The organism is Oceanobacillus chungangensis, assembly GCF_003369565.1.
In the GTDB taxonomy this organism is placed as follows: domain Bacteria; phylum Bacillota; class Bacilli; order Bacillales; family Amphibacillaceae; genus Oceanobacillus; species Oceanobacillus chungangensis.
The window spans coordinates 122970-144142 of record NZ_PIOD01000001.1 but is presented as its reverse complement, the minus strand read 5'-3'; the positions used below and the strand labels follow the sequence as shown (position 1 = coordinate 144142).

Below are 21173 nucleotides of genomic sequence, written 5' to 3'. Positions count from 1 at the left end.
TCTGGATCAATTTCTGTTAATGATAGAATGAATTGTTATTATTATCCAAAGTGATTATAATAAGGAAGGATTCTGCAAAAGAATCGATTATTAGGAGGTTCCTATATGCTTCTTGGATTAAAACTTAAAAACATTTTATTTATTCTCTTAGGTTCGGCTATTTTTTCTTTCGGTATTGTTCACTTTAATATGCAGCACAACCTAAGTGAAGGAGGATTTACCGGGATTACATTATTATTATATTTCTTATGGGGCTGGGATCCAGCAATCATGAATATTGTATTAAATATCCCTGTATTTTTCATCGGATGGAAATATCTTGGTAGATCTACATTTCTTTACACTATAATAGGAACTGTTGCGGTTTCAATATTCTTAAGTATTTTCCAAAAATATCAGTTCCCGATTAATTTACAAAACGATATGACGCTCGTAGCTCTATTTGCCGGCGTGTTTATTGGTGTAGGTCTTGGAATAATCTTCAGATTTGGCGGAACAACTGGTGGAGTGGATATTATAGCAAGAATCGTTAATAAATATGCTGGCTGGAGTATGGGAAGGACAATGTTCCTCTTTGACCTCGTTGTTATAACAACGTCTGTCTTCTTAATTTTGGAATTAAATCAAGGGATGTACACGTTAGTTGCAGTATACATAGGTGCGAGAGTTATTGATTTTCTTCAAGAAGGAGCATATTCTGCTAAGGGTACAATGATTATATCCAATCGCAGTGATGAATTAGCAAAAATAATTCTAACAACAATGGATAGAGGCGTTACGGTTCTTGACGGACGTGGCAGCTACTCAGGAGAAAAACGGGAAGTTCTCTATTGTATCGTTGCTCGAAATGAAATTGTCCATCTGAAAAGCATCATTAATCAAATTGACCCACACGCATTTGTTGCTGTTACAACTGTACATGATGTACTTGGGGAAGGTTTTACATTTGATGAGAATAAAATGCCGTTACGAGAACACTAAAAGAGGGATGACTACGTCATCCCTCTTTTAGTGGTTTAAGATGTAGGAAGCCAAGTCCAGATACTTCGAATTCTTCATCTCCATACATCACTAAACATGCTTAAGCTTTTGTTCATTTAATCATCATTTGATGCAACAAACATCAAGATAAAGCGAACAAGTTCTGCTAATGCAGTTAATGCAGCTGCTACATATGTCATTGCTGCAGCATTTAACACCTTTTTTGTTTCGCGTTCTTCGTTATTTCGAATAACACCAGAAGAAACGAGTTGCCCCATCGCTCGATTGGAGGCATCAAACTCAACTGGCAGTGTTACTAGCTGGAATAACACTGCAGCAGCCATAAAGATTATTCCTAAAAGAAACAATCCTGACATTTGTAAAAAGAGACCAGCCAAGATAAAGACAAATGAAAGGTTTGAACCAATATTTGCAACTGGAACTAATGCACTCCGAAATCGCAAGAAAGCATAACCTTGTTCATCTTGGATTGCATGCCCTACTTCGTGTGCAGCAACTGCTGAGGAAGCCATTGAACGACCGTGGTATATGTCACTTGACAGTCGAACAACTTTCTTTCTTGGATCATAATGGTCTGATAACAACCCTCTTGTTTCTTCAATATATACATCATATAAGCCATTATCATCAAGAATCTTTCGCGCTACTTCAGCACCATTCATTTGTGATGAGGTTGCTTTATTAGAGTACTTTTTATATGTGCTTTTTACTCTTGATTGCGCCCAAATTGGAATGATCATCAAAATCGCAATATAAATCAAATAGCCGCCTAAACTACCAAACATGTACATTCCTCCATATAATTTCGAAAAGATTTATTAAGGTCAATTTTAGTCAAATTTGCGCTATTAGTCAACCATTTTGTCGTTGTTTTGCTCTCTTTTGAGTTTGCCTTTATACTTTCTCCAACTAACATACGATAATGTACTAATTATTAGTCCAGCAATGATTAATGACGAGTAAATAAATGTTGCCCACTCTAAGTTGTTTTCGGTTACAGCAACCGTTTGTTGCGGATTTGCGTAAACTGGAATGGCGTTTATTGCCATTATCACTATGAGAATGACGAGTGGTAATAAAAGATAAAGCCTTCTTCTTTTTACCAAAAAAATCACCTCACATACATCTTATTTTATAAATGTATGAAGGTGTCTGAACATTTATAACACGAACTATATTTGTGATTTTGTTCGAACCGTAAGAAAGTAAGCAATTAATATTGATAAAATACTTAACCAAAATGTAAAGTAACCAATTTCTTCCATGAAGTTTGAAAGCACGGAATAGGTCGGCATCATTCCAAATACATAATCAATTACGATATCATGCAATATCCAAATTGCGGCAACTGCAATATGCTTGAATTGAATTTTATAATACGGAGCGTAGAGAAGGCCTTGAATTGCCATTCCTGCATGAGATGCCATCAGCATATAACCTTGCCAGCTAAGCGATCCTTCAATAATTAAGGTTAACAGATTCATTACTACTGCCCATATTCCGTATTTAAATAATGTAGTGATTGCCAGTGCCTCAATATATGGAACATGTCTATCAAATAAAAAGAATAGAAGGAAAATTGTAAAGAATAAACTTGCGGTTGGACTGTCTGGTACAAATGGCAAGAAGATATCGGGAGTTATTGCTAATTGGCCACCGTACCAGAAATATCCATAAATTGTTCCAAATAAATTAATGATAAATAAACAAAGCAAAAACCGTTTATCGAGAAGTATGTATCGGATCATCGTTTAACCTACCTTAATATAATATATTTACGCATCTCGTGAAAAAACACCTTCACCAACCGAGGGCAAAGGTGTTCTACTAAATATACTATTTTTCCTATGTGAGTGAAAGTTTATTCAGCAGATTCATTTACAGTAATTATAAAATCTGCTAATTGCTCTAGTTCTTCATCTGAACCAGTAAATATTCCTGCTGGCATTGAACCTGTACCTTCTTTAGCAATAGTTGCAATTTCTTCAGGAGTATACTCGATTCCAACTAGAGTTGGTGCTGCTGCTGAGCCTTCTAACTCTGCACCATGACATGTCATACAGCTTGCCTCATAAGCAGCAAATCCTTCATGCTCTGTATCAACAACAACGGAACTCTCAGGGATTGGTTTATTTGCTTCTGCTCTTTCTTGCCAATTAACATGTGATGCAGAAGTGTACGTTAACCAAATTACAGACACTAACCCAAGTAACATCATTCCTACTGCAATTGGACGTTGATGTGGTCTTCTTCCAGGACCATTGTCTAAAAATGGTGCTAAGAGAAGTGCCCCGAATGCTAGTCCAGGCAGTACAAGAATACCGAATAAAATAAAATCGCCACTCGCATACTTATATTTTAAAAGTTCATACAAGAACAAGAAGTACCAATCTGGCAATGGTATATAGGCTGCATCTGTAGGATCAGCCATCCCTTCTAATGGAGAAGGATGTGCTAGTGTTAAAATAAGGAATCCAACTAAAAATACAGCACCTACTAACCATTCTTTTAATAAAAAGTTGGGCCAAAACGCTTCTGTTCTACCAGGATATTCGGAATAGTCTTTTGGTATTTGTGATGTTTTCTCAGCTTTGATCCGAGAATCCCCAACAAATTTCATACCTTTTCCTCTATGCATCGATTTCCCCTCCTTTTTATAGTGGACCAGAAATACCTTGTCTACGAATTAAGATAAAATGTACTGCAAGTAGTGCAAATAATGCAGCTGGTAAGAAAAATACATGAATAGCAAAGAATCTAGTTAAAGTCTGTGCACCAACAATTGATGCATCCCCCGCTAATAGAGTCTTAAGCTCGGTACCAATAAATGGAACCTGCTCTGCAATTTCCAGTCCAACCTGTGTTGCAAAATAGGCTTTGTTATCCCAAGGCAATAAATACCCGGTGAAACCTAAACCAAGCATGACAAAGAAAATCAATACCCCTACAATCCAGTTAAGTTCACGTGGTTTCTTATATGCCCCTTGGAAAAATACGCGTAAAGTATGTAATAATAACATTACGATAACAACACTTGCACCCCAATGGTGCATGCCCCTAACGATTTGCCCATGAGCAACTTCCGATTGTAAGTAATAAACAGATTTCCAAGCATTCTCAATATCTGGAACGTAATACATTGTCAGGAACATTCCAGACAGAATTTGTATTACTACTACGAAAAATGTTAAACCACCAAAACAATAAACAAAAGCGGAAAAATTGTGGGCTGGATTAACATGCTCAGGTACTTCATGGTCCGCAATATCACGCCAAATCGGCGTAATATCTATACGTTCATCAATCCAATCATAAACTTTTTGTAACATGAGTGATTACGCCCCCTTTCTATCAATCGCATTACCTAAAAACAATATCCCATTTTCCACTTTTTGTTCATAAACAGCTAATGGAGCTAGTGGAGGTGTACCTTTTATATTTGTTCCGTCCTTTTCATAGCGCCCATCATGACACGGACAGAAAAATTGTTCCGGGTATTGCTCGTTCCCCTCCCATGATACAACACAGCCCAGATGTGTACAGATTGGTGATAATGCAACAATTTCATCATTATCGTCCTTATATACCCATGCTGTTTTACTTGGTTCGGACTCATACCATCCATCTACTTGTTCAACTGTCCAATCCACACGTTGTGGCTCTGTCGTGATATCATCAACAGATAAGCCTACGTTTGCATAATCACCAGAATCTGATTTCTTTAGAACTGGATCAATCGCCATGCGAATTGGAGAAACAAGTAATCCGGCGGCCATAAATCCACCAACCCCCATAAGTGAATAATTTAGAAACTGTCTACGGGAAACTTGTTGTTTCTCTTTGCTCATGACTTTCCCCCCTCTTAACGTTAATCACGGTTACTCAAACTTTTCAGATTACTAGGACAATACCATGATAGCGCAATCTATTTATTCGGTCAATAAATATCCATCCTAATTTCCAAATGTTTTCCATATATTGTATGGAATAGATAGATGCTAATAGATACTTTTCGAATTAGTAATTTCATAGATTCTTAGCAGGAAGTGTAAGATAATAACCTGAGAACTTGTCATTCTATAATCGATAAGTTTGTACAGTATCTTATTTAAATATTATAAACGCAAGTACTAATAACAGTTACTGTGAAAGTAACCTACCAATAGGAACGAATCAATTCTATTAATTGATTTACTTGATCACGGATCATCGCTCTCATTTCTTTTGATTGAAGGTCACCTAATTGTACTGATGGTAGCCAAAGCATGTGGCCATCTAATGTTTGTTCTTTCTTTTTCCATGTTGCGTCTAAAGTAAACAGAAAAACATTGGCAAATGGTTGTTCCTTTATGTCGGTAATCCAACCATTGATTCGGTTGATTTCTGTTTCTATATCTGCAGATTTTAAATAGGAGTACGCGGGCATTAACATTATTCTCCCTGCTAATTCCTTTTCGATTTCACTAGTAAATATATTCAGTAACTCACTCTGAAAAGCTAGCTTTTCTAGTTCTTCATTATGTGACATTTGAAATGGTATTAAAGGAATAATAATTGTATCTATGTATTGCTTAGAATCTCCATATTTCGTTAAGTCTGAGCTTCTCCACCTCATTAAATAACTGTCCCCCTTCTGTCATTTAAAATAGTATCTCAATTAGTCAAAAAAAAATCAACCTATTGCTTCTGCAATTTAGGTTGAATAAAGAAAACTTTTTCAAGTTTATGGAGCTGGCTAGATAAGGTAATAAATTTTTCTTGATCCATTTCATCTAATGCCTGATCAATTTCTTTTAAAAGTGTATTTCGCTTATAATCAAAAACAGTTTTGTCTAAAATCTGTTTCGCAATATCTTTTTCTTTCTTCGTAATAAAATAGTCATCAGGGATAAATGGATTATCCTCCATGATAGAGGCATAATAAGCATTTTGATTAGCATTTTTGAAATTTAGTTGGATGTATAAATCATCATGCTGATTTAAGCGAATATCATGAAAGGTTTTCTCGGCATCCGTGGTGACTAATTGATTCTTGTAGAAGCGAAACGGCACTTCATCAGAACAATGCGCCGTCATTATTATACCTCTTGGAGTAAATTTCACGTCGTGAACGAAATGAACATTCATTAATAACTCCTTGTGATTTACTAAATAATTTAAAATCCAGACGCTTTCCCGTTTTTTTAACTGATAATGATTTAGAAACCATTGAATAAAGCTTTTTTTATCATTAATAGAAATAGGAGTATTCATCACTTCTTCCTCCTTTGTATATTTCTTACTTTAAACTTATGGTCAATCGTCATTTCTAGATAATTTTAATCGATTTACAAATTCCTCGACTTCCACATCTAAAGGTTGTAATAGTAAATAGGATTCGAAAATCGGAATCGCCTCACCTATCCTCCCTTCTTCAGTTAGAAAGTATCCATATTCCTTCACGAAGTCACTATCCTGGCTTAAAGTATTATATGCTTCTTGATAATGTTTTAATGCATGGTCATAGGAATCAATTTCATTATATGCTCGTGCTAATTCCCACTCATACAGAGCATCTTCTGCATCTGTTTTTTTAATTTCTAGCAATAGATCGATAATAGCATGATAATTCGTCTGGTTTTTAAATAATTCAATTAAAAATAGTACAGCTTCTTTGTAATCAGTGTCTAATACGACAGCATTTCTCGCGAATTCTTCACTTTGCTCATTCTCACCAAATTGATGTGCAAAGGTTGCAGCTTGTAAAAATAATTCCTTATTGAATGCGTCTATTTGGATTCCCTTCTTGGAGATAGCATACCCTTCCTCAGGTCTTCCTTCTTCCTCATATGCTCTTGCAAGCTGATAATAAACGGTATGATAATACGGATCAAGCTCGATTACATGCTCCCAGGCTTTAATCGCTATATCATTTCGATCCGCTTGATAAGCTGTTATACCATATCTAAATAGACGCTCAGGATCTTCGTTTTCATGCTCTTTAAAATAATTTAATGCTTTTTCATACTCTCCAGCCGCAGCATAAGCTTCACCTAATCGGTCATCAATTGAAACAGCGACAATTTTTTCCTGATCAATCTTTTCATAATATAATATCGCTTTCTTATACTCACCAATTGAGAAATATAATTCAGCGAGTGCAAAATCAATGATTTCTTCACTTGGTTCAAGCTGTTTTGCGATAAGTAATTTCTGTTCCGCAACTTCAAACAGACCTTGCGCTTGATATAAGTCGGCTAATTGCAATAATGCCTGCACATAAAATTCATCATCTTTTTTAATTCCTACTAATAAATTGATTGCTGATTCATCATCTTCTAATTCTATAAAAACTTCCGAAATAGTTAGCTTAAGTTCACTTTCATCCGGATATATTTTTAATAGCTCCGTTAATAATTCTTTTGCTTCTTGTAAAAATCCCAATTGCAAATAAAGCTGTGCAATCGTAAATTTTTCATCATCAGATGCCATTTCTAAGTGTTGCTTAAGAAGCTTCAACGCTTTTTCTGCTTCATTATTCTCAATTAATTGCACTGCTTCCATAATGGTATCCATCATGAACATCCTTTCTCAGTAGACGGGTACTTTTGTTAATCTAGATAACATTACTTAATTGTAATATACAATGCTAATAATGAAAAGATATTGGTTTCTAATGCTTTACTAAGCTCTAATTGAGAATTTATCGCTTTTTTAAGTAAAGAAAGATTTGCAGTTGTTATATCTTGCAATATTTATATGATGCAACGGTATTACCTCTCTATGCGCCGTTGATTGCAGCGGAGGACTGGAGACTCCTGCGGGAAAAGCAACAGCTGAATTTCCATCGGAAGTGGTCTTCTTCCGAAGGAGTGGACCGCGTTGCACTCCGGGTACGCGGCTGTCCGTAGCGGAAATCAACATTGCGCCTAGTTCATAGATTATATAAAATAAGAACAAAAGTATGAATTAATCGCCTATAGAAATAGAAGAACTTACTATATAAAGTAAGTTCTTCTATAATCACAAAATAATATCCTGCAAATGATCGAAAAAGTTAGGATAAGAAATGTAAATCGAGGAATCATCATCAATTATTACATCATCCTTCGCAATTAATGATGCAATTGCACCCATCATTGCAATTCGATGATCATTATAAGATTTGATTTCCCCACCTGTAAGTGTTTTTCTTCCATGGATGACTAATCCATCTACAGTCGCTTCAATATCAGCACCAAGTGTCGTTAAAACATCAGCAACAGCTGCAATACGGTCTGTCTCTTTTACGCGTAGTTCTTCTGCATTGCGAATGATCGTAGTTCCTTCTACTTGGGTAGCCAGCAATGCAAGAATTGGGATTTCATCTATTAAGCGTGGAATTATTTCTCCTTCAATAACGGTGCTGCTAAGTTCTTTATACGTTATCGTAATATCGCCGAATTCCTCTCCACCACTGATCTGCTGATTCGTTATCTGTAAATCAGCACCCATCGTTAGAAGCACATCAATTATCCCGGTGCGCGTTCTATTCAACCCAACGTTTTTCAGCGTTAGCTTACTACCAGGAACAATTGCAGCAGCCACTAGAAAGAATGCAGCAGATGAAATATCTCCTGGCACATATACATTTGTCGCAGTTAATGTTTGGATGTTCGTAATCGTCGTTTCTCTTCCATCAGATGAAATGGCAGCACCAAAAGCTTCTAACATGTTTTCGGTATGATTTCGTGTTGGTGTATCTTCAATCACTTTTGTTTCACCATTAGCAAATAAACCAGCCAATAATACAGCTGACTTTACTTGTGCACTTTTAACTGGAAGGGTGTAGCTTATCCCTTGCAGGTTCTCGCCTCTAATGGAAAGTGGTAGATAACTCCCATCTTGCCTGCCATCGATTGAGGCATTCATTGCCCTTAATGGATCGATGACACGGTCCATTGGGCGCTTCGTTAGCGATGCATCTCCATAAACAGTAGTAAAAAAAGGTAGGCCGGAAAGAATTCCTAGCATTAATCTTGTCGTTGTTCCGGAATTCCCAAAGTATAATGGCTCTACTGGTTCCTTTAGTGCACTCGTCCCCTTACCCTCTATAATTACGGTTGAGTCTTGTTTTTCGATGGATACTCCCATTAATTCAAATGCTTTAACGGTTCGCATACAGTCTTCGCCATCTAAGAAATTAGAAACTTTTGTCGTACCATTAGCAATGGATCCGAGAATCACTGCACGATGAGAAATTGATTTATCACCCGGAATTTCCAGTTCACCCTGTAAAGCTTTATTACAAGGTGCTAATACACGTTCTGCCATTAAGTCCACTTCCTTTATATATTCAATTTACCCATTTGTTTTATCCATGTGTGTAATTACAACTAGTAATATAAAGAATATTTACAAGTTTATGGAAGATAAGCGATTATAATATCGTAGTGTCAAATCCGTTATTTCGTAACAATATAGCGCTCTCTGTTTGAGCTTTTTTGGAATAAAAGCTTAATCTCAAGACACCTGTTATTCCTTCTCGCATTTCCAATATTTCAATGTTTTTTATGCTAATACGATGTTCTGCTAAAAGTTGTGCAACAGCTGCTATGGACCCTGTTTGGTCTTTAATGTCAACATACACGTCATAAAAAGAAGGGATGACACCTTTATCTTTACTAGGCAGACCATCGCGATAATTTTTAGCATTTTGTAAGTATGTAATCATAGCATTCTTTTTATTGTTATCTACTAGTACTTTTAAATCAATCATCTCTTGAATCCATTCTTCTAATAGCACTGACATTTTTTCGCGGTTATGATAGAAGATGTCTTGCCATAGTTCTGGATTACTTGAAGCTATTCTTGTAATATCACGAAACCCTCCTGCCGCAAGATTCGGAAGATAAGTATGTGTATCCCCCCACTTCTTTGCTTGATGTACTAAAGAAGAGGCTATTAAATGCGGGAAATGGGATACAACTCCTGTCATTTCATCATGCTCATCAGGACTCAAAACAACAAATTTACTTCTTGTATTTTTTAATACGTCTTTAAGAGTTTCTACCTTCTCTTCCGTACTTCGAACAGAAGGAGTTAATACATAAGTTGCATTTTCAAATAAATGTGCTTTAGCGGCACTGATTCCTCTTTTATGTGAACCAGCCATTGGATGTCCACCGATAAAGGTAATTTTATTATTAGTCAGTGACGATGCAGCTTTAATAATAGAGGTTTTTACAGATGCAACATCTGATACTATCAACTCTTTCGAGATCGGCAATTCGTTTAATATCCCAATTAATTGGATAGATTCAGAAATTGGTGCAGCTAAAATAACAATATCTGCATTCTGTAGTGCTTCCTTAAAAGAAGTAGTAGATTCATGGACAATTCCGTTTAATCTTGCAAACTCTAATGAATCCTGATTAACATCATACCCAATGATATAATTTTCTTCTGATTTCATCATGCTCTTTGCCAAGGAACCACCGATCAAACCGAGTCCTGCAATTACAACTGTTCGTTTCAACGTAAATCACCCTTAATTAAATCTGGCCTTAATTTGATCGCTTCGTTATGAAAAACATGTTTGATTTCTTGCTGCGATTTGTCTGTATTGACAACCATCATGATGCGAATGCATGATGGTAAACTGTTTTGAACATCTATTTCTGCCATACACATAACAGGTACATACGTCCACCCTTGAATTTCTCGTAATGCCTTTGCTGGAAAAGTGGCTGTTAAGTCTTTCGTGACCGAAATAAACACGTGGGAAACATCTGATGGGTCAATATTATTCTTTTCGATCATTTCTTCTACTAATACTCGGGTATTGGTAATCATCTGTTTTTCATCATTTGCAGTACAGGTTGTAGCACCTCTAACACCACGACTCATTCGGTCACCAACTTTCTATTGAATGAATGTAAGAAATCAAGTATTTGCTGATCAGTTAACTCTTTAACTACTGGACTACCAATATCTTCAAGTAGAACCATTTTGATCTTACTATTTACCGTCTTTTTATCTGATTTCATTTTAAGCAATAATGCGTGTTCGTCTAATTGTTGAAGCTTAAATGGATAATTGTTTTCCTTTAACCATTGAATTAGCGAATGAGAAGCGATTTGTTTAGAAAACATGTTTTCACTAACATGTAGCGTAAATAAGAGCCCAATCGCGACTGCCTCACCATGTGTTAAGGTACCATATCCTAATTCCGCTTCAAGTGCATGTCCTAGTGTATGTCCAAGATTCAGATACATACGGACACCTGATTCCATCTCATCCTCTTGGACAATATTTGCTTTGATTTTGATTCCTAGAGAGAGATGAGATTGTAATTCTTCCGCTGTCACTTGCTGAATATCGGTTTTAAGGAGCAGATTGAAAAATTCTTGATCAGCTATAAGTGCTTCCTTCACAAGTTCAGCGTAGCCCGATCGTATCTCACGAGCACTGAGGGTTTGTAAAGTTTCTACATCGTAAATTACTGCTCTCGGTGGATAAAAGCTGCCAATTAAATTTTTTCCAAGTTTATGGTTAATTGCCACTTTTCCACCAACACTGCTATCATGCGCAAGAATTGTTGTAGGAATTTGAATATAATCAATTCCTCGCATAAAGGTTGCAGCTACAAACCCTGCAAGGTCACCGACAACCCCGCCACCTAAAGCAATAATCAATGAATTTCGATCTAATCCAGCATTAATTGCATCGGTATGTACGTTATAAAAGGTATCCATGCTTTTGGTTTGTTCTCCAGATGGGAGAACTGTTTGGAAAACCTGCTCCTCAGTAAAGTTGCTTCTAATATCATTGATATATAAAGGAGCAACCGACTCATCAGAAATGATTAATATTGATGAATACGTCTTTGGTAAAAATGATTTGAGCTGAAAGCGGATGTTTTCACCGATTACAATTTTATAAGTATGGGAACTGGATGTGACGGCAATTTCCTCCATTAGAAACACCTAATTTCTTCGCGATAATCATCGATAGCCTTCTTAAGAGTTGGGAACTGATCACTAGGGAATTGCTCTGTAATTGCCTTCGCTAATTCAAATGCAACAACATGTTCCATCACAACAGATGCTGCTGGTACCGCACATGCATCAGAGCGTTCCACTGTTGCTTTGAAAGGTTCCTTTGTATCGATATCGACACTTTGAAGTGGCTTAAGCATTAATGTCGGAATTGGCTTCATTACCCCTCTAACAACAATTGGCATTCCTGTAGTCATACCGCCTTCAAATCCACCAAGACGATTGGATGTTCGATAATACCCCTCAGTATCATCCCAAGCTATTTCATCATGTACTTCACTTCCGTTTAATCTTGCAGCATCAAAACCGATCCCAAATTCAACGCCCTTAAAAGCATTGATACTCACAACACTTCCTGCAATCCTTGAATCTAGTTTTCGATCATAATGGACATAAGAACCAATTCCAGCAGGCATACCTTCTACATATACTTCGCAGACCCCACCAATTGAATCGCCCACTTTTTTCGTTTCGTCGATTTTTTCCATCATTGCTTTTTCCACGTTTTTATCCAATACCATTACCGGAGAATTCTGAGAAATTTGAATTCTATCGTCCATTGTAAGAGATGTCACTTCTTCTGCACGAATGCCGCCAATCTCTTTCACATACCCACAAACTTCTATTCCCAGTTGTTTTAATAATGTTTTCGCTACTGCACCTGCTGCAACTCGAGCAGCAGTCTCGCGAGCAGATGATCGTTCTAATACATTTCGCATATCACGATGTCCGTATTTCAATGCTCCATTTAAGTCTGCATGTCCAGGTCTAGGTTTCGTTATAACCCTACGAATATTTGCATCCTCGTCAATTGGATCTTCACCCATAATATCTGTCCAGTGCTTAAAGTCATCATTATTTATAACGAGTGAGATAGGTGAACCTAATGTATAGCCATGGCGAATACCACTCGTTATTGCAACAAGATCCTTCTCAATTTGCATTCGTTTACCACGGCCATGCCCTTGCTGTCTCCTTAATAAAGAATCATTGATGTTCTCTTTTACGATGGGCATTCTAGCTGGAATGCCTTCAATAATCGTTGTCAGTTGTTTTCCGTGAGATTCCCCTGCTGTTAAGTAACGCAATTTACATTCTCCTTTTAAATGTTTTTCTAATTACTATAGCATAACTAAAAACATTTTAGTGCAACTTTCTGAAAAAAGTCATTTTATATAATTGGTATTATTCGAACTACTGGCTTTTTATGTAATGTTCTTATATCTTTTGATAGAAAAAAGTATCAACAATACTTAGATTATACTTTGCTGGAACAAAGATTTGCTCTGTACTACCAACAAAGAGAATGCCATTTTCTATTAATGCATCACTAAAATTACGATAGATTAATTCTTTTGCTTCATCTGTAAAATAAATGAGCACATTACGGCAAACGATAAGATCGATATTCCGAGGATATTTATCCGCCAATAAATTATGCTTTTTAAAAGTGATGTCTTTTTTTAGTGAAGGATCAATTTGATACTGATTGTTTTCATTACTGAAATATTTAAGTTTATATTGTTTTGGAACTTCTTTTAATGCTTGTTCAGCATATATACCTTGAATTGCTTTGGAGAGAGCAATCTCATCTAAATCAGTGGCAATTATTTTATAGTTTACTGTCGGAAAATTTTCTTTCAGCATTATCGCCAGACTGTATGGTTCTTCACCCGTCGAACAAGCTGCACTCCAGATAGTTAAAGATTGCTTATTTGCTAAAATATTCGGTATTATTGAATCTCTTAGTACATCCCAACGTTTTGGATTACGGAAAAACTCAGAGACATTTATCGTTAACCGATCCATAAACTCATCTAGTAGCTTAGGGTCCTTCGTTAATGAATTATAATAGGAATTGAAATCGGTATGGCCACGCTTATCCCTTAAAGTCGTGATTCTCCGTTTCATCTGTGCTTCTTTATATAAGCTTAGGTCAACGCCTACTTTATGTTTTATCTTTTTAATAAATTCGATGTATTCATCTTCCATTCTCGTACTCCTCTTTCATAGCTTAAAAAGCCCCCGTCGATCAAAACGGGGGCAATTATTAATATATCCAAGTGCTTTCTTGTTTCTCATATGAGACAATCTCATCTTGTTTAAAAAACAAATTAATTTCTCTTTCAGCACTCTCTAGAGAGTCTGAACCATGAATAATGTTTTTGTCGACAATGACACCAAAGTCTCCCCGGATTGTACCAGGACTTGCTTCGGAAGGATTGGTCTTTCCAATTAGACTACGTGAGGTAGCAACAACATTCTCTCCCGCCCATACCATTGCAAATACAGGACCAGAAGTAATAAATTCTACTAAATCCCCAAAGAAAACCTTTTCTTTATGTTCAGCATAATGTGTTTGTGCAAGCTCATTCGAAACTACCATTAGTTTTGCCCCAACTAACTGGAATCCTTTTCTTTCAAAACGCTTCGTGATTTCCCCTATCAAATTACGTTGTACCCCATCTGGTTTGACCATTACAAACGTTTTTTCCATTTGCGCACCCCTCTATTATGTAAATATATGTTAAATCTAATAAATTTTATCAAATTTATTAGAAAATAACAATATTAGGAACGTCTTTTTCCAATAAATGTAGCAATATCAACTAGTGTTTGCTTTGCACGTGAGCTTGGGAAATTCTCAATGGTTGTTAATGCCTTCTGTAAGTAATGGTCACTTAATTGGTAGGAATTTAGGATAGCGTCTGTCTGCTTCAATTCATTAATGAGCGCTTCCATATCAACTGGTTGAACATTATCCTTATCTGTAAATGTTTCCAATAATCGTTTATTAAATGATTCATTTTGCATTCCGTAAAGAACTGGTAAGGTTATATTTCCTTGTAATAAATCATTTCCAGCAGGTTTTCCCAGTATTTTAGAAGTAGAGGTGAAATCTAAAATATCGTCGATTATTTGATAAGACATACCAACATAGTAGCCATAAAGATATAGTCTATTAGCATCCCTCTTAGATAAACCGGAAACAATTGCACCTAATTTACAGCTCATAGCTATTAGTAATGCTGTTTTACGTTTTATTCTTCGTAAATAATCACGTAAAGATTGATCGAAATTATATTTGTCTTCAATTTGTTCAATCTCACCTTCACAAACTTCAACAATCGTTTTAGAAAATAATTTATGTACTTCAGCATTTCTTAAGGTTGATATTTCCTCTAATGCTCTTGCTAGAATATAATCTCCTGTATACATTGCTACTCGATTACCATATAGTTTCTTGATGGTAGGTTTACCCCTGCGCAGTTCTGCATCATCAACAACGTCGTCATGTACCAGTGTTGCCATATGGATAAGTTCGAGAGTTACGGCGACAGTTTTAATCTTGTCTAACTCAAATTTACCAAGATGTCCAGAAAGTAAAACAAAAATAGGGCGAATTCTCTTCCCCCCAGCGTTAAGTAATTCGGTAGACGCACTGCGTAATGTAGGATGCTCCGCTTGTATCATTTGATGTAATGATTTTTCTATAATGTTTAAGTCTTTTTTTAAATATCCATATGTTTTAGGAAGTTTCATATAGGTCACCTTTATATATACCTTATGAAAATGATGTGCAAAGACACATTACATAAGGCATTTATGTCTATTTTCAATTCGTAGTGGTCTTGAGCATTGCACGTTACTTTTTAAAGCCCATATGCATTGCTGCAACTCCGCCAGTATAGTTTTTAATTTGCACGCTAGAAAACCCTGCATCTAAAAACATCTGTTTTAATTTCTGTTTGTCAGGAAATTCCCTAGTAGATTCGTTTAACCATGCATATTCATTATAGCTTTTCGCAAATACTCTGCCAAACAGCGGCATTATAAATCGGAAATAGAAGAAATATAATTGTTTAAAGCCGAGCATCGTTGGCTGTGAAGTTTCCAAACAAACGACTTTTCCACCAGGCTTCACTACACGATATAGTTCTTTTAGAACGGTCATATAATCTGGAACATTCCGTAAGCCGAAACCAATCGTAACATAGTCAAATGAATTATCTTCAAATGGAAGCTCCATCGCATTTCCATGAATTAATTGCAAGTTATTTAAATTAAAGTCTTTTTTCTTCTGTTCTGCAATGGACAACATGTTTTGGCTAAAATCTAACCCAATAACTTCACCGTTTGCCCCAACTGCTTCACTTAATGAGACAGACCAATCCCCTGTTCCACAGCAAACATCTAGGGCTTTCGATCCCTTGCGGACGTTCATGCGTTTCATAACATCTTTTCTCCAGGCCTTATGCCGTTGAAAAGAAATAATAGAGTTCATAGAATCGTAATTTGAATAGATTGTTTCAAACACGTGATGTACACGTTCTTCCTTTGATTGCTTATGTTCTTGCATTCCTTACCCTTCTTCCGCAATAGAGATATTGTTATACATGACTTCGGATAATTTTGAATGTACATGTAATTTAAATGCTGTATGTTCTTCAGGTAAATTAACTAATAAGTTCTCTATTGTTCTCTTTTTGTTCTCAATCATTGTATCAATACGTGTTAAAAATGTAGAACGATCTAGATCAGCCATTTGCTCATAAATTGGTGCAATAATCCCATTTAATCGACTTTCTCTTTCTTGCATTAGTTTATTCATAAGCAGCCATTCTCTTGAAACGTTGTCCAAGGAGTGTTCATTAACGTAATTTGCTACACTTAAGATTAATAACGAATCTATTTTTTCTGTAAGGAATAGATATTCATCGAATGTATTAAATTCGCGATAATATAGCTTCATCTTATATTCGTTAATTTCCTTGATTGCTGCTGCTAAGCAATGGATTAAGTCGAAATCTTCAATTTCAGAAAGCAGTAAATAATATAGACCACTATAATAATCACCAGCTAGAACCTTTAATTGATTTGTTATTACTGCTTGATGTTCGATTTCACTTGTTTCAACTGGAACTGTCTCATGTGTATCTAGTGCAATTTGTACCATCATTGTAGTAATAATATAATGTTCTTTTTCAATTATGGTTAAACCGGTGTTATTGCTGATTAACGACGATAAAATAATAAGCTTTTCTTCGTCAATGTTAGGTTGTTTAATATATTTTTCTAAGAATTTATGATGAATACTATCTTGTAATAGTTTTTTTAAATATGTTGTATCCATGTTAGATGTGTTCAAATGAATCACCTGAGACCTTTCACCTATTCAATAATGCTAATTCATTATAGCATATTTCTAGCATGTTCCAAATCATTGTATACTGAAAGTTGATAAACGTGTTTATGCAGCTAACATTGCACATCTAACATGTACAATCAATTCAAATTTTATTCTGATGAAAGTTCTCCATGACTAGTTTGTAAAACAGCTTTACCTCTAATTTTTACTGCTGAAGTATGTTCCGTAAATTGTGCTATCATAATTTCGCCTTTATCAAGTTTTTCTGTATGATGAAATTTAGTATCTGTACCACGCGTTAGACCAATTACATTAACTCCATCTTCTAATGCTTTTATTACAATGAAATCACGATTTAACGTTGAATTATCCATTAATTAACGACGCTCCCATCTACTTTTACTATCTCTAACTATTATCATAATGTCAATACAATTAATTTCAATTTAATTTGGTCTGAAAGAAGCATTACTATTGCGCCAACTCTTTATTCTTTCAAATAAAATCATATTTATGTAAGCATGTTTTCTAAAAGATATTTGGTACTTTAGAAAACGGATTTATCACCATATTTACAGAGAGAAGCTTAGTTGCACGAATGTAATAAAATATTTTTATTCCTTCTCAATCTATCTAATATAGTGAAAAAACATACACTCCATTATACGCCTGTTAATAAAAAGCTGAATATCCCCTTCTGAGTCTGAAGCTTTTCTAAGGTATGGCACTGTTCGGAGTAGGAATTAACAATCGTGTCACGTCACAGTTTATATAATAAGTATCGAATAATACGAAATGGAGTTTATGTAGAAACAAATATAAAAAGGGTACGCATTTAAACGTACCCTTTCATTGCCCTATGTAAAATTATTTTACGATATCTTTAAGGGCTTTTCCTGGTTTGAAAGCAGGAACTTTACTTGCTGGGATTTCGATTTCTTCACCAGTTTGTGGATTACGTCCTTTACGTGCAGAACGATCACGTACTTCAAAGTTACCGAATCCGATTAATTGTACTTTTTCACCATTTTTAAGTGAATCCATGACAGATTCAAAAACTGCATCAACTGCTTTTGAAGCATCTTTCTTAGAAAGTTCGCTTTTCTCAGCTACAGCATTTACTAAGTCTGTTTTGTTCATGACATTCACCTCCTCCCAAAATTAAAAAACGACAGTGGAACAAAAAATAAGTTATAATCATTTGTTCACATAATTGCCTATTTTTATACGTAAACTTCATCATATTGTAATGATGACAAGGCTTATATTAACTGAGTTTGCAACAAAATTCAACAATAAATATCCATTTATATCAAATTTTAGTAAAAAAGTAGCAAAATAGCCTAAATTTATAACAAAATGTGGCTTTTTTTCACTTTTCAGCCTTTTTAGAGAAAACAGTTATAAGCCTTTCATATACAACTATACGACACATAACGTAGATTTCCTGCCGTCAAAAAGAAAAAAAGAGAGTTATTTTTTTGAGGTATAAGATGCTGGCGGATAATTTTCGGTTGCTTATCTTAAGTTATGAATTTAAGTGGCGTCAATTTAACAGAGTAGCTAAAGTTATATTATTTCTATTCATAGGAAAAAGCAGCTAAAATCAGCTGCTTATAAAATAATTGCTATTAAACTACCAGAACCTTCGTTTATTATTCTCTCCAGCGTATCCTTCAGTTTGTATCTAGCATTTTCTGGCATTAACGCAATCTTGGCTTGAATCCCTTCTCTAACAATTGAACTTAGCGAGCGCCCAAAAATATCAGATTCCCAAATAGAAAGCGGATCTTCTTCAAAATCTTGCATTAAGTATCGCACAAGCTCTTCACTTTGTTTTTCAGTACCGATAATTGGAGAGAATTCTGATTCTACTTCTACTTTTATCATATGGATTGATGGAGCAACAGCTTTTAACCTAACACCAAATCTTGAGCCCTGACGAATGATTTCAGGTTCGTCTAATATCATATCTGCTAAAGTTGGCGCTGCAATTCCATATCCCGTTTGTTTGACCATGTGAAGTGCGCTAGAAACTTGATCAAATTCTCGTTTTGCATAAGCAAATTCCTGCATTAGCTCTAAGAGGTGATCTTTCCCACGAATCTCTTGACCAACAATTTCTTTTAATACCTGGTCATAAAGATGATCTGGTGCATGAAGATCAATTTCAGCAACACCTTCACCCATTTCCATTCCTGCTAAATTGGCTTTTTCAATATAATCATAATCAGCGAAATTTCCAACAATATGGTCTACATCTCGTAATCTTTTTATATCCTTAACAGTTGTTTGTATCGCATTTTGATAATTCTCACGTAGCCAGTGATCCTCTTTTAATACCATCACCCAGCTAGGGAGGTTGACGTTTACTTCTAACACAGGGAATTCAAATAGAGCCTCACGCAATACGTTAAATACATCGTGTTCTGTCATTGATTCAACACTCATTGAAATTACCGGAATATCATGCTCTTCAGCTAGTTTTTGACGTAATAATTCTGTTTCTTGACTTGACGGTTTCACCGAGTTAATGACCATAATAAATGGTTTGCCAACTTCTTTTAATTCCTCAATTACTCTAGCTTCTGCATCTACATAGTCTGCACGTGGAATTTCTCCAAATGAGCCATCAGTTGTAAGTACAACACCGATTGTTGAATGCTCTTGGATTACTTTCCTCGTACCGATTTCTGCTGCATCGTGAAAGGGAATAGGGTCTTCATACCACGGTGTATGAATCATTCTTGGACCATTCTCATCCTCGAAGCCTTTTGCACTTTCAACAGCATATCCAACACAATCAACCAGTCTAATGTTAACATCAAGACCTTCCTCTACATTTACCGACACCGCCTGATTGGGGATAAACTTTGGTTCTGTAGTCATAATCGTTTTTCCTGCTGCACTTTGTGGTAATTCATCCTGAGCTCGTTCACGTTCACTTTCATCTTCAATATTGGGCAAAACAACAAGCTCCATAAATTTTTTTATAAAGGTTGATTTACCTGTACGGACCGCCCCCACAATACCAAGATAAATATCTCCGTTGGTCCGTTTTGAGATATCTTTAAAAATATCGATTTTCTCCAAAAGATCCCCTCCCGATCTCCGTACTTATCAAAAAATCTACGAATAATTGACACTACAAGTCTATGATGTTGTCCTATCATAATATGACTTAATTATGTGTAAAATAAATTAATATTGTTTCTACTTTCTTATATATGAAATAAACCCTTGCAACATTATATGTTGCAAGGGTTTAAATATGATATATTTTTTCTACTCTTTCGTTCCTTCGGCTAAAAATACAGGTTCACCATTTTCTATCGTATAGGGCAATGAATAAGCAGGTACAAAAGGAGTATAATCCGTTAAAATATAACGAATGTCGTCACCTTCAACATATTCATGTTCATATTCCCCTAATGCATGATTCAAATCAATCCGATAGTCTACAATTAGCTTTCCTTTAGCATCCAATAATACAGGAAGCTTTTCTTCTGAGTAAGGGCTAGTGATAGTTGGTGCAGCTTCTAAACCAAGTTTCTCAAAATCAATTGCAAATACATTATCAGCAATCTTTTCACCATATGGAGGATATTGGTGCTCATTACGATAAAAATCCAGCTGTACGTTGATACTTCTTAGTGCTTCTGTCAATTGTAAATCGATTAACTTTACAGTAGGATTTTCTTCTGGCGTAATTAACACGTATTGATATACACCACCATTTTCATATGCATTACTTGGAATTTCGGATATTAAATTCCGTTCCTTCAATAATGCGAAATCAATGATATATTTTTCGAAGATTGGCGTTTCATTAGCTTTTGTTTTCATTGGAACCAATCCATTTGTTTCTTCCTTATATTGTTCCACAGCGCTCTGTACCATATCAAGTTGATCCTCGTATGGGATTTGGTTTTCTTTTCTTTCACTTTCTGGATATAAACACCCGCTTAAAAAGATAATGAATACTAGTCCAGCCAAAATTGACA

24 protein-coding genes are annotated in these 21173 nt (G+C 35.6%); 1 reads left to right on the top strand and 23 read right to left on the bottom strand.

Annotation, left to right across the window (positions count from 1 at the left end; all coding sequences use genetic code 11):
* The first annotated feature begins 105 nt into the window (after positions 1 to 105).
* Positions 106 to 981: a YitT family protein gene (locus CWR45_RS00805; protein ID WP_115747893.1), complete on the top strand. Its 876-nt coding sequence runs from the start codon at positions 106 to 108 to the stop codon at positions 979 to 981.
* A gap of 116 nt (positions 982 to 1097) precedes the next feature.
* On the opposite strand, the gene CWR45_RS00800 is transcribed toward CWR45_RS00805, so the two are convergent.
* From CWR45_RS00800 to CWR45_RS00690, 23 genes are all read right to left on the bottom strand, one after another.
* The gene (locus tag CWR45_RS00800; RefSeq protein ID WP_115747892.1) at positions 1098 to 1787 is read right to left on the bottom strand and encodes a zinc metallopeptidase; all 690 of its coding nucleotides are present in this window, start codon (positions 1785 to 1787) and stop codon (positions 1098 to 1100) included.
* 63 nt (positions 1788 to 1850) lie between these two features.
* The gene (locus CWR45_RS00795) at positions 1851 to 2108 is read right to left on the bottom strand and encodes a sporulation protein YpjB (protein WP_245975302.1); all 258 of its coding nucleotides are present in this window, start codon (positions 2106 to 2108) and stop codon (positions 1851 to 1853) included.
* Between the two features lie 66 nt (positions 2109 to 2174).
* Entirely contained in the window at positions 2175 to 2750 is a 576-nt protein-coding gene (lhaT, locus tag CWR45_RS00790; protein ID WP_115747891.1) for a lipoprotein heptaprenylglyceryl N-acetyltransferase LhaT, read from the bottom strand.
* Positions 2751 to 2863: 113 nt separating this feature from the next.
* Complete coding sequence (locus CWR45_RS00785; RefSeq protein ID WP_115747890.1) at positions 2864 to 3640, bottom strand: menaquinol-cytochrome c reductase cytochrome b/c subunit; 777 nt, start codon at positions 3638 to 3640, stop codon at positions 2864 to 2866.
* Positions 3641 to 3656: 16 nt separating this feature from the next.
* A complete protein-coding gene (gene qcrB / locus CWR45_RS00780; RefSeq protein WP_115747889.1) occupies positions 3657 to 4331 on the bottom strand; it encodes a menaquinol-cytochrome c reductase cytochrome b subunit in 675 nt (224 codons plus the stop codon).
* A 6-nt stretch (positions 4332 to 4337) separates the two neighbouring features.
* Positions 4338 to 4850, bottom strand: coding sequence for a QcrA and Rieske domain-containing protein (locus CWR45_RS00775; protein WP_115747888.1), 513 nt, complete (start codon positions 4848 to 4850; stop codon positions 4338 to 4340).
* Between the two features lie 308 nt (positions 4851 to 5158).
* Positions 5159 to 5617, bottom strand: coding sequence for a YpiF family protein (locus CWR45_RS00770; RefSeq protein ID WP_115747887.1), 459 nt, complete (start codon positions 5615 to 5617; stop codon positions 5159 to 5161).
* 62 nt (positions 5618 to 5679) lie between these two features.
* Positions 5680 to 6255, bottom strand: coding sequence for a ReoY family proteolytic degradation factor (locus tag CWR45_RS00765; RefSeq protein ID WP_115747886.1), 576 nt, complete (start codon positions 6253 to 6255; stop codon positions 5680 to 5682).
* Positions 6256 to 6297: 42 nt separating this feature from the next.
* Positions 6298 to 7557, bottom strand: coding sequence for a tetratricopeptide repeat protein (locus CWR45_RS00760; RefSeq protein ID WP_115747885.1), 1260 nt, complete (start codon positions 7555 to 7557; stop codon positions 6298 to 6300).
* A gap of 447 nt (positions 7558 to 8004) precedes the next feature.
* Positions 8005 to 9294 (bottom strand): 3-phosphoshikimate 1-carboxyvinyltransferase, encoded by a 1290-nt coding sequence (gene aroA / locus CWR45_RS00755; RefSeq protein ID WP_115747884.1) that lies wholly within the window; start codon positions 9292 to 9294, stop codon positions 8005 to 8007.
* A gap of 106 nt (positions 9295 to 9400) precedes the next feature.
* On the bottom strand, positions 9401 to 10498 hold the full coding sequence (locus CWR45_RS00750; protein WP_115747883.1) for a prephenate dehydrogenase: 1098 nt from the start codon (positions 10496 to 10498) through the stop codon (positions 9401 to 9403).
* Entirely contained in the window at positions 10495 to 10869 is a 375-nt protein-coding gene (aroH, locus tag CWR45_RS00745; RefSeq protein WP_115747882.1) for a chorismate mutase, read from the bottom strand. Before aroH ends, CWR45_RS00750 begins: the two co-directional genes overlap by 4 nt.
* A complete protein-coding gene (gene aroB, locus CWR45_RS00740) occupies positions 10866 to 11939 on the bottom strand; it encodes a 3-dehydroquinate synthase (RefSeq protein ID WP_115747881.1) in 1074 nt (357 codons plus the stop codon). Before aroB ends, aroH begins: the two co-directional genes overlap by 4 nt.
* Entirely contained in the window at positions 11939 to 13108 is a 1170-nt protein-coding gene (gene aroC, locus CWR45_RS00735; protein ID WP_115747880.1) for a chorismate synthase, read from the bottom strand. The genes aroB and aroC overlap by 1 nt, the downstream gene beginning before the upstream one ends.
* Before the next feature lie 130 nt (positions 13109 to 13238).
* Positions 13239 to 14012 carry a CheR family methyltransferase gene (locus CWR45_RS00730; protein ID WP_115747879.1) on the bottom strand — a complete coding sequence of 258 codons (774 nt, stop codon included), beginning with the start codon at positions 14010 to 14012 and terminating at the stop codon, positions 13239 to 13241.
* 58 nt (positions 14013 to 14070) lie between these two features.
* On the bottom strand, positions 14071 to 14517 hold the full coding sequence (gene ndk, locus CWR45_RS00725; RefSeq protein WP_115747878.1) for a nucleoside-diphosphate kinase: 447 nt from the start codon (positions 14515 to 14517) through the stop codon (positions 14071 to 14073).
* A 74-nt stretch (positions 14518 to 14591) separates the two neighbouring features.
* Positions 14592 to 15563, bottom strand: coding sequence for a heptaprenyl diphosphate synthase component II (gene hepT, locus CWR45_RS00720; protein WP_115747877.1), 972 nt, complete (start codon positions 15561 to 15563; stop codon positions 14592 to 14594).
* Positions 15564 to 15666: 103 nt separating this feature from the next.
* Positions 15667 to 16380, bottom strand: coding sequence for a demethylmenaquinone methyltransferase (gene menG, locus CWR45_RS00715; RefSeq protein ID WP_115747876.1), 714 nt, complete (start codon positions 16378 to 16380; stop codon positions 15667 to 15669).
* Positions 16381 to 16383: 3 nt separating this feature from the next.
* Positions 16384 to 17178, bottom strand: coding sequence for a heptaprenyl diphosphate synthase component 1 (locus tag CWR45_RS00710; protein ID WP_147294816.1), 795 nt, complete (start codon positions 17176 to 17178; stop codon positions 16384 to 16386).
* A gap of 140 nt (positions 17179 to 17318) precedes the next feature.
* On the bottom strand, positions 17319 to 17543 hold the full coding sequence (gene mtrB / locus CWR45_RS00705; RefSeq protein WP_115747874.1) for a trp RNA-binding attenuation protein MtrB: 225 nt from the start codon (positions 17541 to 17543) through the stop codon (positions 17319 to 17321).
* 493 nt (positions 17544 to 18036) lie between these two features.
* Complete coding sequence (locus CWR45_RS00700; protein WP_114916642.1) at positions 18037 to 18309, bottom strand: HU family DNA-binding protein; 273 nt, start codon at positions 18307 to 18309, stop codon at positions 18037 to 18039.
* A 474-nt stretch (positions 18310 to 18783) separates the two neighbouring features.
* Positions 18784 to 20262, bottom strand: a complete 1479-nt coding sequence (gene spoIVA / locus CWR45_RS00695; RefSeq protein ID WP_115747873.1) for a stage IV sporulation protein A — start codon at positions 20260 to 20262, stop codon at positions 18784 to 18786.
* A 192-nt stretch (positions 20263 to 20454) separates the two neighbouring features.
* Positions 20455 to 21147: a hypothetical protein gene (locus CWR45_RS00690; RefSeq protein ID WP_115747961.1), complete on the bottom strand. Its 693-nt coding sequence runs from the start codon at positions 21145 to 21147 to the stop codon at positions 20455 to 20457.
* Between the last annotated feature and the right edge of the window lie 26 nt (positions 21148 to 21173).